Source organism: Pseudoalteromonas sp. Cn5-37, from assembly GCF_021532495.1.
Taxonomy (GTDB): Bacteria; Pseudomonadota; Gammaproteobacteria; order Enterobacterales; family Alteromonadaceae; genus Pseudoalteromonas; species Pseudoalteromonas simplex.
On the sequence record NZ_JAKGBA010000010.1, the window covers coordinates 34,309 to 51,557 of the forward strand.

Consider the following 17,249-nt stretch of genomic DNA (forward strand, 5'->3'; position numbering starts at 1 on the left):
TAATCATAGCAATCCACCACATAATTTGAAATGACAGGTACCTAAAAAGGATTCTCAATGAAAAAACTGACACTTTTAAGTGCACCACTATTTGCAGTTACAATGGCATTATCGGGCTGCCAGTCAGCTTATTACTCAGCCATGGAGTCTGTCGGTGTGCATAAACGCGACATTTTAGTGGACCGCGTAGAAGAAACAAAAGAAGCACAGCAAGAGTCACAAGAAGAGTTTCAATCAGCACTAGACAGATTAACCACGCTGATCAACTTTGATGGTGGTGAGCTACAAGATGCCTACAATCAACTGAATGATGATTACGAGTCGAGCTTAGCTGCAGCGAACGACGTTACAAACAATATCAATAAAGTAGAAGATGTAGCTGAGGCACTGTTTGATGAATGGGCCGACGAGCTAGAACAATACAAAAGCGCCTCACTAAAACGTGAAAGCAGCAAAAAGCTCAACGCAACTAAGCGCCAATTTGATCAACTGCTTCGCTCAATGCGCAGTGCAGAGAGCAAAATGGAGCCGGTATTATCATCTTTACATGACAACGTTTTGTACTTAAAACATAACCTAAACGCACAGGCTGTTACAGCTATCAAAGGTGAGTTCACAAATCTTAAACGCGATATTAAAGTGTTAATGGACGATATGAACAAATCAATTGAAGACTCGAATAAGTTCATTGAGCAAATGAATAAAGCGGGCTAATCAGCTCAAGCTATTAATATCAAAGCCTACTTAAACGTAGGCTTTTTTGTGTAACCTCTTGTTACTTTTTAATGATTTATCTTAATTTTTATTTTGCTAAACTCACGGCAAAGAATAAAAAGTAAGCATAGTATGCATTTAAAAACACTCTCAACACTTATTGCAGCAGCACTTATAAGCGCATGTAGCAACTCGAATACAGTGAATGTTATTGCCGGTGAAGGCACTATAACCCCATTAAAAACTGAAGGTGACTTCGAAGGTCGCTACCACAACCTTTATCCGGGTGATAAAGAATACCCAACAACCTGTACAGACAATTGCTATGAACCATCAGAGCTACTTATATGTGATGACAGCAATTCTCAGTGCCAATATCAAGCTGAACAAATAGTTCCAGCAACAAATACAGGGTTTATAGTCCGTTGGTTAGGTCATGCAGGCTTTTATATTCAATCACCAAATGGTGAACAACTGTTGTTTGACCCTGTTAAAGATCAGTTTGACTCACCCGTAGACTTGGCCTTTAAACTTGCTGGTGGCAGTTATCGTAAGCCCGGATTTTGGCCTACTAAGTCAGAGCTCGAAGGTTTAAACGCGGTAATGTACTCACACATTCACTATGACCATTTTAATAAAGCAGATATCGAAGAAATTGGTAATGCTCCCCGCTATTTAGTGCCACTAGGCTTTGCAGATAATTTTCCGACTGGTGGCTTTAATATTTCAGAGATGGCGTGGTATGCAAGTACACAAATTAATGACCTAACGATTCATTCGGTGCCGGCCCATCATTTTAGCAGTCGCATTATGGTGCCTTTCATTTACGACGACCACAATAAAGACTTATGGAATGGTTGGTTACTTGAGCAAAATGGCAAGACCTTGTTTTTTGCTGGTGATACCGGTTACTCAAAACACTTTCAAGATATTAAGCAAAAATACGGCGAGATTGATGTGTGCTTAATGCCAATTGCTTCCTACTACCATGAAGAAGATGGTAAGTGGTATCGTTATGTTCATACTACACCTGAAGATGCATTAAACGCGGCAGAAGAGTTAAGCTGTAAAGTGATGATCCCATGGGGTTACGGCAACTCAAGCTGGCAAATGGGTGACCATTCAAGTCATTCGGCATTACTTAGGTTGTTAAATATGCAAAAGCAGATGAACAGCCAAGTTCCGGTTTATATAATGAACGAAGGAGAGCAAATCTCGCTTTAAAGGTACGGGCTAATATTAAATAACTTTATCCAGCATGGAGTCTCGCAAAGCAAGCATCAATTTGTGAGCACTTCCTGCTGACATTGCTAATGGATTAAAATCGCTAGTACCTGAGTATTTAATATTTAATGGCGTTGTTAATTTTGAATATGGTATGTACCCCATCGACCATTTTTCGAATTCCCGCTCTGCAATTTCGCAATAGTTCAGCATGATAATGTTGCGATGCCTTTTATCATTCAAAATACGATGATACGTTGCATTCACTGCTTTTCGCGATCCTTCAAGACATTGCATAAAATGAGTACTATTAAAACAAAGTAGCCCTGTTACATTACATTCAGCATTTTTCTTTTTCGCCTTTTCGAGAATATCCTCAATATCATTAGGCCCAAACCCATCGCTAATTTCACTTGTATAAATCAGTCTAACTAAATACATCTTACTCTCCTGCAAGTTGGATTTAGAAAAGATAGTACAGATGGGGGAGTTAGTAAAAAGTGGTTAGTGGTTAGTGGTTAGTGGTTAGTGGTTAGTGGTTAGTGGTTAGTGGTTAGAACAAAGTAAAATACATTCCTCAACAACAAGATTGTTTGTGTAATTACATAAAAAATAAAACCACCCTCTCGATCAACTGATATCTGACTTCTGAAATCTAACTTCTCGATTTTTTACGGCTGACGGCTGACGGCTGACGGCTGACGGCTGACGGCTGACGGCTGACGGCTGACGGCTGACGGCTGACGGCTGACGGCTGACGGCTAATCATTACAACAAAAAACCGCCGTATTTTTCAATACGGCGGCTTCTATTTTGCAAAACTAAAAGACGTTATTAGTCTTTAGCTGCGCGGCTCGCACGCTTACGCTCACTTTCAGTTAAGTGACGCTTACGAATACGGATGTTCTCAGGTGTTACTTCCACTAACTCGTCATCATCGATGAACTCAATCGCTTGTTCAAGCGTGTAGTTTAGTGGTGGAACAAGCGTTTGTGCTTCATCTGTACCCGATGCACGAACGTTTGTAAGTTGCTTACCTTTAAGCGCGTTTACAGTTAGGTCGTTGTCACGGCTGTGGATACCGATAACCATACCTTCGTAAACTTCAACACCGTGACCGATGAATAACTTACCACGGTCTTGTAAGTTGAATAATGCGTTAGTAAGTGCTTTACCAGTTGCGTTTGCAATCATTACACCATTCTTACGAGCACCGATAGTACCGCCTTTATGTGGACCGTAGTGATCGAATGTGTGGTAAAGAAGACCAGAACCAGACGTTAATGTCATGAATTCAGTTTGGAAACCAATTAAGCCACGGCTTGGGATCATAAAGTCCATACGTACACGGCCTTTACCATCTGGAGACATGTCTGTTAGTTCACCCTTACGAAGACCAATTTGTTCCATGATAGAACCTTGGTGCTCTTCTTGACAGTCGATTGTAAGTGTTTCGTATGGCTCTTCTTTTTGACCATCAACTTCACGAAGGATTACTTGTGGACGAGATACCGCAAGCTCGTAACCTTCACGACGCATGTTCTCGATTAAGATACCTAAGTGTAACTCACCACGACCAGAAACACGGAAGCTATCTGGGTTGTCAGTTTCTTCAACACGTAATGCAACGTTGTGAACAAGCTCAGCTTGTAAACGCTCAAGAATGTTACGTGACGTTACGAATTTACCTTCTTTACCAGCAAATGGTGATGTGTTTACAGAGAACGTCATTGTTACTGTAGGCTCATCAACGCTTAGTGGTGGTAATGCTTCAACGGTATTTACATCACAGATAGTGTCTGAGATTTTCAGCTCACCAAGACCAGTGATTGCAATGATGTCACCTGCGCCTGCAGATTCTGCTTCATGACGCTCAAGACCTAAGTAGCTCATTACTTGGCCAACTTTACCGTTACGCTTAGTACCGTCTGCGCTTACAACAGTAACCTGTTGGTTAGGACGAACAGTACCACGCTTGATACGACCTACACCGATAACACCGATGTATGAGTTGTAGTCAAGCTGAGAAATTTGCATTTGGAAAGCACCTTCAGGATCTGCATCCGGTGGAGATACTTCGTCAACGATCATCTGGAACATTGGTTCCATGTTATCTGATGGCTCGTCTAAATCCATTGTTGCCCAGCCGTTGATAGCTGATGCATAGATTACTTTAAAGTCTAACTGTTCGTCAGTTGCACCTAGGTTATCGAATAAATCGAAAACTTGGTCCATAACCCAGTCAGGACGTGCACCAGGTTTGTCGATTTTGTTGATAACAACAATCGGCGTTAAACCTTGTGCGAATGCTTTTTGCGTTACGAAACGCGTTTGCGGCATTGGACCTTCTTGAGCATCAACAAGTAGTAATACTGAGTCAGCCATCGAAAGTACACGTTCTACTTCACCACCGAAGTCGGCGTGTCCTGGGGTGTCTACGATATTGATATGGTAGTCGTTCCAAGAGATAGCTGTGTTCTTAGCTAAAATGGTAATACCACGTTCTTTCTCAATGTCGTTTGAGTCCATTACGCGCTCTTCGTTACCGCCGCGCGTTTCTAATGTGCCTGATTGCTCAAGCAGTTTATCAACCAAAGTTGTTTTACCGTGGTCAACGTGGGCGATAATCGCTATATTTCTTAACTTTTCGATGCTCATATTTTTTCTCAGAGAAATTGAATCTCATTGATCCTGCAAGATCTACGCAGTCACCTGCGTTTTCACCAGATGTCCCAGCATAGGATTTAAAAGGGCGCATATTATCCCTTAATAATGGCATGGATGAAAGTTTATCCAATATAAATTTATAAACTTTCTTCAGGCTTTTTATAAGTATCTGTTTTATAAATGACAAATTTATGAAAATTAAAGTGAATCTGAGCTCAAAACTGGCGAAATTTTAGTTTTTGAACCATATTTTGGCACTAAATCGTGTTCATAACCGAAAAATTGGCACGCTCAATAATTGTGCAAAACAAGGTCGCACTTTTTACGCACCAGAATGATCTTTTTACGCACCAACTTAGTGCAACGAAAGTTGACAAAACGAAGCCCTGTTCACTTTTTACAAGCCTAAACAAGGTGTTAAAAACATGGCACGAAACCAGCTTATATAAGCGAAAAGCAATAATGCAGCAAAAATAAAACCCAACAATTGGAGGACACATGTCACAATCGGTTTTAGATTTTATCAAAGAAAATGACGTTAAGTTCATTGATTTACGCTTTACTGATACCAAAGGTAAAGAACAGCATGTTTCTATTCCTCATCATCAAATTGATGAAGATTTCTTCGAAGACGGCAAAATGTTTGACGGTTCTTCAATTGCTGGCTGGAAAGGTATCAACGAATCAGACATGGTACTTATGCCTGTTCCTGAGTCTGCGAAAATGGACCCGTTTTCTGAAGAAGCTACACTAATCGTACGTTGTGACGTAGTTGAGCCTTCAACACTTCAAGGTTACGAGCGTGATCCACGTTCTGTTGCAAAACGCGCTGAAGAGTACATGCGCTCTACTGGTATTGCTGACACTGTATTATTCGGTCCAGAGCCAGAATTCTTCCTTTTTGATGACGTTAAATACAAATCAGACATGTCTGGTTCTATGTACAAAATCGATTCTGTAGAAGCTGCTTGGAACTCAGATAAAGATTACGAAGGTGGCAACATGGGTCACCGTCCAGGTGTTAAAGGCGGTTACTTCCCGTGTTCACCTGTTGATTCATCACATGACTGGCGTTCAGCAACTTGTTTAGTTCTTGAAGAACTAGGTCAAGTAGTAGAAGCTCACCACCACGAAGTAGCAACTGCAGGTCAAAATGAGATCGCAACTCGCTTCAATACAATGGTATTAAAAGCTGACGAAATCCAAGAGATGAAATATGTTATCCATAACATGGCTCACTTATACGGAAAAACAGCGACATTCATGCCTAAACCAATCGTAGGTGATAACGGTTCTGGTATGCACTGTCACCAATCTCTAGGTAAAGATGGCGTAAACATCTTCGCGGGTGACAAATACGCAGGTCTTTCTGAAGAAGCACTTTACTACATCGGTGGTATCATCAAGCACGCTAAAGCAATCAACGCATTCGCTAACGCGTCAACGAACTCATACAAGCGTTTAGTACCAGGCTTCGAAGCTCCTGTAATGCTTGCATACTCTGCACGTAACCGTTCTGCTTCAATCCGTATCCCAGTGGTACCGTCTGCAAAAGCACGTCGTATCGAAGTACGTTTCCCTGATCCAACAGCTAACCCATACTTAGCATTCTCTGCAATGCTTATGGCTGGCCTAGACGGTATCAAGAACAAGATCCACCCTGGCGATGCAATGGACAAAGATTTATACGATCTACCTGCTGAAGAAGCAGCTGAGATCCCACAAGTTGCATCTTCTTTACAAGAAGCACTTGCATCATTAGACGCAGACCGTGAGTTCTTAACTCAAGGTGGCGTATTCACTGATGACCTAATCGATGCATACATCGCGCTTAAGAGCCAAGAAGTTGAAAAACTTAACATGACAACTCACCCAGTTGAGTTCGAAATGTACTACAGCGTGTAATACACGCTGTATCAGAATTATCTAAAAGATAATAAATGTGTGTTCTCAAGCCCGCTCTGCGGGCTTTTTTAATGGTAATTGAGCGGGTTCTACTCTACAGTTTTAGTTAAGTGAAAAAATGCAGGGTCGCAGGGTGAAAAGCACAACCTTATTGGTATTATCGTTATTATTTGCAAGCTTTTTTGGTTATACAGCAGCACAAAAAGTCTATTCTTGGAAAGATGAGAATGGTGTATTAGTATTTTCTGATACTCCTCGCCCCGGTGCTACTGAGGTCAAGTTAAATACCCAAAACCTTACAATGCCTGCAGCTGATACCAGTATTCTTGATACTGCTCCAAGTGCAGTCCCTGTTAACTTTAAAGTGTCAATTGCAGCCCCCGCAAATGAAGAAACTGTGAGAGAAAATACAGGTTCTGTTTATGTTACTACACGAATCAGCCCCCGTTTTGAAACTGGTTTCAAAGTTCAATTACTCGTTGATGGTTCACCTCATGGCGCACCAAGTAATAGCACGACCTTTGCTCTAAGAGAGGTCTTTCGAGGCGAACACACATTACAAGCGAAACTTTTTGATGCAAATAATAAACTCGTTTCAGTTAGCCCAGTCAGCACTTTTTTCATGCACAGAACTTCAATTAATAACGGAAATTAGAATTTTCGACATGATGTCTCGCAAAGCAAAAAGACTATGCTAAGCTGCACTAAATTGAAACGCACTAAAATGGTGCAACCATGCTCAGAGATTTACATTTTAATTCTCAATTACTCGACAGTATTTGGAAAAATTTAAGTACTGCTGTTATTTTACTCGATCATGATTTTAAACTGGTTTACGCAAACGATAGCGCCAGTGAGCTTTTAGGTTTAGGCCCAAAACGTATCATCAACCAACCGTTCGACAACCTATTTAACTACCACTCGATAGATTTAAAACGTATTGCTCAGTATTCGTTGTTTGACGGTGTCGATTGCCACCAACATAGAGCTGACGTGGTGTTCGTCGATTCTCGCCATGCCAAGTTAACTATTAGCACACGCCGAATAAGTAGCAACGATGAAAATTATATCCTGTTCGAATGCCGCCAAATGGATGATGAAATTCGCCATGACCAAGCTTCGAATCAAATGCATCAATATCAAGCTGCCCGTAACCTTATTCGTGGTTTAGCACATGAAATTAAAAATCCTTTAGGTGGAATTCGCGGAGCGGCGCAATTATTGCAGTATGAGGTTGATCAGCAAGAACGTGATCAATGTGCCGAATTAATCATTGAACAAGCAGACCGTTTACGCGAGCTTGTCGACCGTTTACTTGGTCCGAATCAACTGCCACACAAATCCCATGGCAATATTCACCAAGCGTTAGAGTCGGTGATTAAACTGAGCATGTTAGACAACAATGCCAATATCACTTTAGTGAAAGACTATGATCCAAGTATACCGAGTGTATACATAGATCAGAGTAAAATTCAGCAAGTGGTACTGAACATTATTCGTAATGCACAACAGGCACTTGTTGATGGTGGCGAGATAAGAATAAAAACTCGCATCAATCATCAACACAGGCGCCCGGGTAAGGCACCGAAAAAAACCTTGCTGATCCAAATTTCGGATAACGGCCCAGGTATAGACAAGAGCTTACGTGAAACCTTGTTCTACCCAATGATCACCAACAAAGAAAATGGATCAGGGCTTGGTTTATCGATAGCGCAAACCTTGGTTGACCAACATGACGGCCACATTGATTGTGACAGTTGGCCAGGCCATACAGAATTTAATATCTATTTGCCTTTTACGGATTAATGGTTTTTTGGAGTAGTCATGAAAACAGTCTGGTTAGTTGATGATGATGCCTCAATTCGCTTTGTATTGGAAAAAGCGTTGGCACGTGCAGGATTTGACACTGAAAGCTATGCAAACGCACAAGATGTGCTTAACGCATTAAAGTTTAGCCAGCCCACGGTATTGGTATCTGATGTGCGTATGCCTGGCATGGACGGCATGGCGTTACTCGAAACAATTGCCGAGCAAAATCCTGGCTTACCTGTTATTATCATGACAGCTCACTCGGATTTAGATTCGGCGGTAAATGCCTTCCAAAAAGGGGCGTTTGAGTACCTCGCCAAACCGTTTGACTTAGACGAAGCCGTGGCACTGGTAGAAAGCGCCTGTCGTGCTAACTCAACGAAGAAAACTAAACGCAAACAAGCACCACAAACCAATGCGCATATCATAGGCGAAGCACCTGCAATGCAAGAGGTGTTTCGCGCGATCGGTAAATTATCAGCATCAAGTATGAGCGTGCTGATTAATGGTGAGTCAGGGACAGGTAAAGAGCTAGTTGCAAGCGCCCTGCATAACCACAGCCCACGCAAAGTAAACCAATTTATAGCACTGAATATGGCTGCCATTCCTAAAGAATTAGTTGAGTCAGAGTTATTTGGCCACGAAAAAGGCGCATTTACTGGAGCCGACAGCATTCGTAAAGGCCGTTTCGAACAGGCGAATGGTGGCACTTTATTTTTAGATGAAATTGGTGATATGCCACTCGACGTTCAAACACGTTTATTACGCGTGTTAGCCGATGGTGAGTTTTACCGCGTGGGCGGCCATCAAAGTATTAAAGTTGATGTACGTATTATTGCTGCAACGCACCAAAACCTCGAAGACTTGGTAAAACAAGGTAAGTTTCGTGACGACTTATTCCACCGCTTAAACGTAGTGCGTTTACGCTTACCCGCGCTGCGTGAGCGTACGGAAGATATTGAACGACTAGCACAACACTTTTTACATAAAAGTGCCAAAGAGCTGCAAGTTGACAGCAAAATTTTAAGCCCAAAAGCCACTGAGCAACTACGCCTATTTAACTGGCCAGGTAACGTGCGCCAATTAGAGAACACCTGTCGTTGGTTAACCGTTATGGCGCCGGGTGAACTTATAAGTGAACAAGATTTACCACCTGAAATCTTCGCAGTTACACCAATCGAGCAAGAAGGCGACTGGCTAGATGCATTTCAACAATGGCTTAACCTTGAGCTTAAACAAGGTAAAGAAAATATTTGGCCTGCCATTCAAGCACAACTCGAGACTCGCTTGATTAAAACTGCTCTTGCCAACTGCGCTGGGCACAAGCAAGAAGCCGCAGTGAAGATCGGCTGGGGTCGTAATACATTGACCCGCAAGCTAAAAGAGCGCAATATTAGCTAATTTCGCGCAACCCAATGTGAGTCAATGAATTTAATCGAGCACATTCCACTAATTAAACAAATGGAAATTATTAACAGATTACCATTTTTTAGAGAGTTCACATTAAGCGAACGACAAGTGTTATTAGAGTCATTCAGTCATTTGTATTTGGTCAAGCAAGGCCGCGCTGTTTTCAAACAATACGATACTGATAAACGACTTTATATTGTGCTAAGCGGCTCACTGATGGTGTTCAAACAAAGCCATTTACTCGAACTTGGTACCATTGAGCCCGGTGAATTTATCGGTGAAGGTGCTTTTATCAATAACCGCGAGCACAGTACCAGTGCGCGCGCAAAAGTTGATACCATTTTGTTAGCTATCACCCCTGAGGCACTTACCCGCTTGCCGAATGTGATCCGCGAGAAAATTAAAGATCGCATAATCGAAGGTATGAGTGAACGTATTACTAAGTTAAGCACTTACCTTGAGTCACGTAGCTAGTCCATATACACAATTTGAAATGAGCAATTTAACCAACTTGGGCTATTAACGCGAGCCGTGTAACGGTAGGTGTCTGATGGTTTCATACCAAAAGGGGTACTCACTTCTGGCGTTAAATGGCTGTAACTTTGCGAATAGTTTTTATAATAAATGACTAGGTGGCCGTATAAGTATTCCCAATCAAGAGTAACTTTACTACCGCCAGCAAGAGTAAAGTGAGCTTGCTTATCACTGAATGTAACAACAAGATCATTATACTTGTCTTCAACACATCCTGTGGTGAGTACACGAGCCGGCATAGTAAAATTAGTGGTAGTATTTTTAGCTTTTAAATAAAAGCCAATATTGCCATGATTGTAAAAGTGGTTGGCATCTGTGGTGTATTTGATTTCAACTTCATAACCCAATCCTTGCATAATTTCAGCAAGTTGCTCAGTTTCATGAGTGAGGATTTTATCACTCGATAACATTAAGGTTGCATCCGCAAACTCTCTTGGCACTGGGAGCTGAGTGTATTCATAGGGTAAGCTTTGCTTATTTAATGCTTGCTCTAATGATTGCAACTGCGACTGATCAAGATTTTCTGTGTATACGTAGACTGTAGCTTGCTGACAACCAGCCAAAATTAAAAATATGGCTGCCGAAATTATCCTTTTCATATTCTTTCTCACTTTAGATTACAAGTGTAGTCTAAAGTGAGAAAAACAATAAATCAATTAATTAAGATGTTTTTTTAGCCAACTATTAACACTTTGACGGGTATATAAAATATCTTTAAATAAACGGTGAGTTTGATGCTGAAGCAGTTTTTCTTTATTTGTTTCACCTGAACTTAACTGGCTATGATTATCATTAAAACGCGAAATTAACGCAAAACCTTGTTCTGACTTTTCAGGCTGAGATTTAATTGTTTGCGTTAACAAAGCTCGCACATCATCTGCAGCAAGCAATGACGAATCTTGCAAACCCATTAACTCTTTTCTTAGCGCTGATCTTACGCCCATTACAACTTCTCCTGAACGAATAAAAAATGAAACGGACATGCATTTAGCAATTTGTACACCAATTCCGAACGCGCGCAGTGTACCCAGTAAATACTGCAGTTTTTTTACTGTTTATAAAAATGTCAGATTTTTTATTGCTGTAAATTTTAACCGCCTGAAGAGCTTAAAAATTTAATCTTGGTTCAATTGAGTGCTAGGCTCTATAATGGCTGCGATTGAATTAAGAGAGACCAACATGAACGAAGATTTCATCGAAATTGAACTAGAAGAAGAGCCAATAGAGTTATGCAACTTGTTAAAAGTGCTCGACCTAGTCGAAACTGGTGGCCAAGCAAAAGCCTTAATTGGTGAAGGTTATGTTGGGGTTAACTATGAAATTTGTACAATAAAACGGAAAAAATTATACAGTGGTGACGTGTTGGCTTTCGATGGTGAGTTGTTCCAACTTACTTTAAGCGAAGATGCAACACCGAATCCTCGCCCACCGGAACCTGTACAAAAAGCACAACCACAAAGCACTGAAGAAGCGCCAAAAAAATCGAAGCGTAAACGTACTAAAAAACCAAAAGTAGACGAAAAAACCGGTCGCCGCCCTATCTCTTTTGGTTAACTAGAGCTTGCTTAGTTAGCATAAATCACCTTTAATTGAATGCGATTATAACAACAATAAAAGGTGATTTATGAATCCTCCAGCTTGGCTCAAGCCACTTGCTTGGGCAGCCCTTGTATGGAATCTTTTAGGTGTCATTGCATTTATAATGCAACTGTTGATCACACCCGAAATGATTAACCAACTCCCCGAAGCACAACAAGCCGCATACCGCGACATACCGCTCTGGTCAACGGCTGCCTTTGCGATAGCCGTGTTTGCAGCAAGCTTCGCGAGCATCTTATTACTGGTAAAAAAAGCCCTTGCGCGCGAGTTATTTTTAATCTCGTTTATCGCCGTATTAGTCCAGCAATATTATAATTTTGTGGTGATAGATAGCCTTGCTATGTTTGGTACTAGCGCATTAGCAATGCCATTGTGTGTTATCGTTATTGGTTTACTATTACTGTTTATTAGCCATAAAGGTAAACAACAAAACTGGCTTAACTAAAAACACTTATTTCTGAGGGTAGTTTAAAGTGACTACCCTTTTTATCTGCCTCCTTCCCTTGAAATAAATCACATCAGCAGCAACTATATTAGGTAGCATATTTTTTCATCAGCTAGATGAATTTCTCAGCTGGTATTAAGTTTGCAATAACACTGTGTCTATTTCGAAAAGGAAACAACAAAGCAAGCCAAATTGCTTGCTCAAACCACAGGGGCAAATAATGAATAACAGTTTTGATACCCAAAAGCAGCTTACGATTAATGGTGAGCAATACCATATTCACTCTTTACAAGGTTTAGGCGACAAAGCAAAACGTCTGCCATTCTCTCTAAAAATCTTACTTGAAAACCTGTTGCGCAATGAAGATGGCGTTAATATTAAAAAGCAAGATATCGATGCCTTATTAAACTGGGACCCTCAAGCGAAACCATCAGCAGAAGTCGCGTTTACGCCTGCTCGTGTTGTCATGCAAGATTTTACCGGCGTACCCGCCATTGTCGATTTAGCCGCGATGCGTGATGCCATGGAAAAACTTGGCGGCGACCCTGCGAAGATTAATCCGCTGTCGCCTGCCGAGCTTGTTATTGACCATTCAGTACAAGTTGACGGCTACGGTGAAGATGGTTCATTCGACTTAAATGCAAAACTTGAATATGAGCGTAACAAAGAGCGTTACGAATTTTTACGCTGGGGGCAAACTGCCTTCGATAACTTGAAAGTCGTGCCACCAGCAACCGGCATCGTACACCAAGTAAATTTAGAATATTTAGCCCGCGTGGTATTTAACGATAGTAAAAATGGTAAATCACTCGCCTACCCAGATACCCTAGTCGGAACCGATTCGCACACCACCATGATCAATGGTCTTGGGGTACTAGGCTGGGGTGTCGGTGGTATTGAAGCCGAGGCCGCAATGCTTGGTCAACCAATCAGCTTACTCATTCCACAGGTCATTGGCTTTAAGCTAAATGGTCGCCTGCCAGAAGGCACAACTGCAACCGACCTTGTACTAACCGTGACAGAAATGCTGCGTAAGCATGGCGTAGTAGGTAAATTTGTTGAGTTTTATGGTGATGGTCTAGCTGATTTACCACTTGCAGACCGTGCAACTATTGCAAACATGGCGCCTGAGTATGGTGCAACCTGCGGTATTTTCCCAATTGATGATGAAACCATCAACTACCTACGTTTAACTAACCGCGATGACAAACAACTCAAACTCATCGAGGACTATGCTAAGCACCAAGGTTTATGGCGTAACCCTGGCGATGAGGCTCATTATACCGACACACTAGAGCTATCACTTGATGATGTTGTGCCAAGCCTTGCCGGACCTAAGCGCCCGCAAGATAGAATTGCCCTTGATAAAGCAGGTAGCATCATTGGTGAGCATTTAAAAGGCTTTCAAGAAGAGCGTATGCAACATCGCGATAAAAGCGATGTTCAAGAGGCGCGCATTGAAGACGAGGGCCCAACCACTAACCCTGATGAGCCAGTAAACGAAGCACAGTTTATGGGCGCAGCTAAGGTTAACTTTAAAGGCGAAGAGTTTGAGCTTAATGATGGTGCGTGTGTCATTGCTGCAATTACAAGTTGTACAAACACGTCAAACCCAAGTGTTATTTTAGCTGCTGGCCTAGTGGCTAAAAAAGCCAAACAATTAGGCTTAAAGGTTAAGCCATGGGTTAAAACCTCACTTGCTCCGGGCTCACAAGTGGTGACTGATTACTTGAAAAAAGCCGACTTAATGGATGATTTAGATGCGTTAGGCTTTAACCTTGTCGGTTATGGTTGTACAACCTGTATCGGTAACTCAGGCCCACTAGCTGATGAAATCAGTGAAGCTATTCAAAAGCATAAACTAGTTGTAAGCTCTATTTTATCGGGTAACCGTAACTTTGAAGGCCGTATTCACCAAGATGTGAAAATGAACTTTTTAGCGTCACCACCGCTTGTGGTTGCATACGCAATTGCGGGTCGTACAGATATAGACGTGTATAACGAGCCGCTTGCGCAAGACCCTAATGGTAATGACATTTATCTAAAAAATATCTGGCCAAGTGTTAGTGAAGTGAACGAACTCGTGCGCGAAACTGTCACCAAAGAAATGTTCGCATCAAGCTATGGCAATGTGTATCAAGGTGATGATCGTTGGCAGAAAATTCAAATTCCTGATGGCAAACTTTATGATTGGGATGATGCGTCAACCTACATCAAAAAAGCGCCATTCTTTGATGGCATGGAGATTGAGCCTCCTGGCATTCCTAGCATTAGTGGTGCGCGCTGTTTAGCAAAATTAGGTGACTCAGTAACCACTGACCACATTTCGCCAGCAGGTGCGATTAAAGCAGATGCCCCAGCAGGTCTTTACTTGCAAGAGCACGGTGTGCAAAAAGCACAATTTAACTCGTACGGTTCGCGTCGTGGTAACCACGAAGTAATGATGCGAGGTACCTTTGCTAATGTGCGTTTACGTAATCTATTAGCACCGGGTACCGAAGGTGGTGTGACCCGTATGCAACCAAGCGATGAGCTCGCCAGCATTTATGATGCAGCGATGCAATATCAGCAAGATGGCACGCCACTGATTATTTTAGCGGGCGCGGAATATGGCACAGGCTCATCACGCGACTGGGCTGCTAAAGGTTCACTTCTGCTTGGTGTTAAAGCCGTTATTGCACAAAGCTATGAGCGTATTCACCGTTCAAACCTGATTGGTATGGGTGTTTTACCCCTACAATTTAAAGAAGGTGAAAGCTATGAGTCACTCGGTTTAACCGGCCAAGAGTCGTTCGATTTTGAAGGCTTATACGACAAAACCAATGAAGTCAGTGTGATTGCCACTAACAGCGAAGGAAAACAAATTAGCTTTAGTGTTGATGTACGTATAGATACCCCGAAAGAATGGGACTACTACAAACATGGCGGTATTTTACAGTATGTTCTGCGTAATATGCTGGCTGAGCAGTAATTGCTTTTAAGTTAACTAAGGGGCTGAATTTTCAGCCCCTTTTTTGTTTAGAACACCAGTAATACCAATCCGCAATAATACTTAATCATTTTGAGGGATTAAACCTGTCGCTACCTGCGTTAAAAATTTCTGATTTAGAACAAACTAAATAACGAAATTTTTGCCTTGTTATCAACGAGGTTTTATTGCCTCAAAATAGACCACTTAATTAAGCGAATTGGTATAAATTACAGTTTAGAGCAACACACTTATTTACAAAAAATGAAAAGCGCATAAAAACCAGCGCGTTAAAATTAGACAAGTAACCGACACTTGCTTGATTTAGAACAATCCTCTTAATGACAACAGTACCTACACTTTAATTAAGGCTAAAGTGAGGTGCTTGTATGACTGAACAAACCATCATTCGAATCTTAAAAACCTTTATTATTTTAGGTATTTGTCTAATCATTTTGGGGCATTCTTTATTAGCCGGCAATTACTTAAGTGATAGCATGGGTATACATGGCATTATGATAAGCGCAGCGTGTATTGCTGTTGGTGTGCTGTTCTCGTTACCCACCAAAATTTATCTCACTATTTTACTGATGAAAATGGAAAGCGATCTCACAGCTCAAAACAAACAAAGCTAATTCCCACCTTGCTCTTTGAGCTGCTGCTCAAGTTGCTTGTTACGTTGCTCCATAAGCTGTTTTACTTGCTCAGCATCTTGCATCATCTTTTGTACATTTTTAGGGTCGTATATCCCAAGCGCTGAAGGTACTTCGTCAGTTTTAACTGTTGCAGCTTGCTTTTCATCAGCTTGAAAAGTCTCTGCAGGTAACACAGTTATATCGTTCGGATCCAAAGTTACTGTAGTACTAACGTAATTAGGGTGAGGGGTATCAGCATAGTGCCACTGACCATGTTCATCTTGCCATTTATACACGACGACAGGTGCATCCGCGTTTTTGCTAAAGCTCAACGTCTCAGTGAGCTTTTTTGCTTGGCTGGTCAGTGTATCGGCACCTTGCGAAGCAAAATCACTCACATCACCACTTACATTTTCTGCGTAACGCTCGAACATGCTCAGCTCTAGGTAAGGTTTACCGTCTGGCTTTTTAATGTAAAACAGCAGGGCAACACTGGTCAGTAGCAACATAACCGCAAGATAACAAAAACGCTTAATCATTCCATTTACCGATTATTGGTAGTTACTCTCAATCTTAGCAAATTCACCGGATGATTTAAGATTTTTCATAAATTCGTTAAATTGCTCGCTCATATGCTTACCTTTTTCATTGTATGTAAACTGTAATTGCATCGGCGCTCTACCCACACTGTAATCACTTACCGTGAATTTCTTAAAGACATGATTTCTTGAGGCATACCACTGCAATGTGTTTTTTGAGATGACGGCAACACGTTGATTTTGCTGCATATCGACTAAAGCATTCAACATATCTATTTCAGAGTAAAAATCTTCACGATGCAACTTGCCAGCTGCAAACAATGCTTCAAATTGCGGGTAAGTGTAACCAAAGCGAGCCATCAACACATAGCCGCCGAGCTCATCAATCGCTGGAATATGACAACCTCTGGGCATAACTAAAATATCTTCAACAATCGCAATACTATCACTCCAATAATATTGATTATCTCCACGATACCATTGCTCAGACTCTAAACGAACATCAACCTGACCCTCATCAAGTAAATGCTGCGAACGCACTTCTGGTACCAGCATGTACTGAAGATCATAATTATATTTTTCGGCAAAGCGGCTTAATAGGTCAGCGACTAGGCCTTTTTGACCGCTATCAACAAAATGATAAGGTGGGTAATCCGTGTCATACAACGCAACACGTAAAGTTTCTGCTCGCACTAAAGGCGTAATTAATAGCAATAATAAAAAAACAACGGCACGACTCATAATTTTCTCTCATAAAATTGAGCCAGGGATTGTATATAAATAGCACAAAAAAAGCGCAG

17 protein-coding genes are annotated in these 17,249 nt (G+C 41.5%); 11 read left to right on the plus strand and 6 right to left on the minus strand.

Annotated features, from left to right (window positions below; genetic code table 11):
- Positions 1-57: 57 nt before the first annotated feature.
- Positions 58-714, plus strand: a complete 657-nt coding sequence (locus L1266_RS13120) for a DUF2959 domain-containing protein (protein WP_054552396.1) — start codon at positions 58-60, stop codon at positions 712-714.
- A 132-nt stretch (positions 715-846) separates the two neighbouring features.
- Positions 847-1,938 (plus strand): MBL fold metallo-hydrolase, encoded by a 1,092-nt coding sequence (locus tag L1266_RS13125; protein ID WP_138602667.1) that lies wholly within the window; start codon positions 847-849, stop codon positions 1,936-1,938.
- A 15-nt stretch (positions 1,939-1,953) separates the two neighbouring features.
- Here L1266_RS13125 and L1266_RS13130 read toward each other — a convergent pair whose 3' ends face one another.
- A complete protein-coding gene (locus L1266_RS13130; protein ID WP_054552394.1) occupies positions 1,954-2,379 on the minus strand; it encodes a BLUF domain-containing protein in 426 nt (141 codons plus the stop codon).
- Positions 2,380-2,772: 393 nt separating this feature from the next.
- The gene (gene typA, locus L1266_RS13135; protein WP_054552393.1) at positions 2,773-4,596 is read right to left on the minus strand and encodes a translational GTPase TypA; all 1,824 of its coding nucleotides are present in this window, start codon (positions 4,594-4,596) and stop codon (positions 2,773-2,775) included.
- Positions 4,597-5,103: 507 nt separating this feature from the next.
- Here typA and glnA point away from each other — a divergent pair.
- From glnA to L1266_RS13160, 5 genes are all read left to right on the plus strand, one after another.
- Complete coding sequence (gene glnA / locus L1266_RS13140; RefSeq protein WP_054552391.1) at positions 5,104-6,510, plus strand: glutamate--ammonia ligase; 1,407 nt, start codon at positions 5,104-5,106, stop codon at positions 6,508-6,510.
- A gap of 118 nt (positions 6,511-6,628) precedes the next feature.
- Positions 6,629-7,165 carry a DUF4124 domain-containing protein gene (locus tag L1266_RS13145; RefSeq protein ID WP_054552390.1) on the plus strand — a complete coding sequence of 179 codons (537 nt, stop codon included), beginning with the start codon at positions 6,629-6,631 and terminating at the stop codon, positions 7,163-7,165.
- A gap of 80 nt (positions 7,166-7,245) precedes the next feature.
- Positions 7,246-8,316 carry a nitrogen regulation protein NR(II) gene (glnL, locus tag L1266_RS13150; protein ID WP_054552389.1) on the plus strand — a complete coding sequence of 357 codons (1,071 nt, stop codon included), beginning with the start codon at positions 7,246-7,248 and terminating at the stop codon, positions 8,314-8,316.
- An 18-nt stretch (positions 8,317-8,334) separates the two neighbouring features.
- On the plus strand, positions 8,335-9,720 hold the full coding sequence (gene ntrC, locus L1266_RS13155; RefSeq protein ID WP_235377673.1) for a nitrogen regulation protein NR(I): 1,386 nt from the start codon (positions 8,335-8,337) through the stop codon (positions 9,718-9,720).
- A 24-nt stretch (positions 9,721-9,744) separates the two neighbouring features.
- Positions 9,745-10,203, plus strand: a complete 459-nt coding sequence (locus L1266_RS13160) for a cyclic nucleotide-binding domain-containing protein (protein ID WP_138599054.1) — start codon at positions 9,745-9,747, stop codon at positions 10,201-10,203.
- On the opposite strand, the gene L1266_RS13165 is transcribed toward L1266_RS13160, so the two are convergent.
- Both L1266_RS13165 and L1266_RS13170 read right to left on the minus strand, forming a co-directional pair.
- The gene (locus L1266_RS13165; RefSeq protein WP_054552386.1) at positions 10,200-10,862 is read right to left on the minus strand and encodes a hypothetical protein; all 663 of its coding nucleotides are present in this window, start codon (positions 10,860-10,862) and stop codon (positions 10,200-10,202) included. The two genes, L1266_RS13160 and L1266_RS13165, sit on opposite strands and share 4 nt — an antisense overlap.
- 57 nt (positions 10,863-10,919) lie before the next feature.
- Positions 10,920-11,207 (minus strand): hypothetical protein, encoded by a 288-nt coding sequence (locus L1266_RS13170; RefSeq protein WP_062566674.1) that lies wholly within the window; start codon positions 11,205-11,207, stop codon positions 10,920-10,922.
- 235 nt (positions 11,208-11,442) lie between these two features.
- On the opposite strand from L1266_RS13170, the gene L1266_RS13175 reads away from it, so the two are divergent.
- The 4 genes from L1266_RS13175 (at position 11,443) to L1266_RS13190 (ending at position 15,910) form a co-directional block, all read left to right on the plus strand.
- Complete coding sequence (locus L1266_RS13175; RefSeq protein ID WP_138599152.1) at positions 11,443-11,817, plus strand: RNA-binding S4 domain-containing protein; 375 nt, start codon at positions 11,443-11,445, stop codon at positions 11,815-11,817.
- Positions 11,818-11,887: 70 nt separating this feature from the next.
- Complete coding sequence (locus L1266_RS13180; protein ID WP_054552384.1) at positions 11,888-12,307, plus strand: hypothetical protein; 420 nt, start codon at positions 11,888-11,890, stop codon at positions 12,305-12,307.
- A gap of 220 nt (positions 12,308-12,527) precedes the next feature.
- Complete coding sequence (gene acnA / locus L1266_RS13185; protein WP_235377674.1) at positions 12,528-15,278, plus strand: aconitate hydratase AcnA; 2,751 nt, start codon at positions 12,528-12,530, stop codon at positions 15,276-15,278.
- A gap of 386 nt (positions 15,279-15,664) precedes the next feature.
- On the plus strand, positions 15,665-15,910 hold the full coding sequence (locus L1266_RS13190) for a hypothetical protein (RefSeq protein WP_054552382.1): 246 nt from the start codon (positions 15,665-15,667) through the stop codon (positions 15,908-15,910).
- Here L1266_RS13190 and L1266_RS13195 read toward each other — a convergent pair.
- Positions 15,907-16,449, minus strand: coding sequence for a DUF4124 domain-containing protein (locus L1266_RS13195; RefSeq protein WP_235377675.1), 543 nt, complete (start codon positions 16,447-16,449; stop codon positions 15,907-15,909). The genes L1266_RS13190 and L1266_RS13195 overlap by 4 nt on opposite strands.
- Before the next feature lie 12 nt (positions 16,450-16,461).
- Complete coding sequence (locus tag L1266_RS13200) at positions 16,462-17,190, minus strand: substrate-binding periplasmic protein (RefSeq protein WP_054552380.1); 729 nt, start codon at positions 17,188-17,190, stop codon at positions 16,462-16,464.
- Positions 17,191-17,249 lie beyond the last annotated feature (59 nt).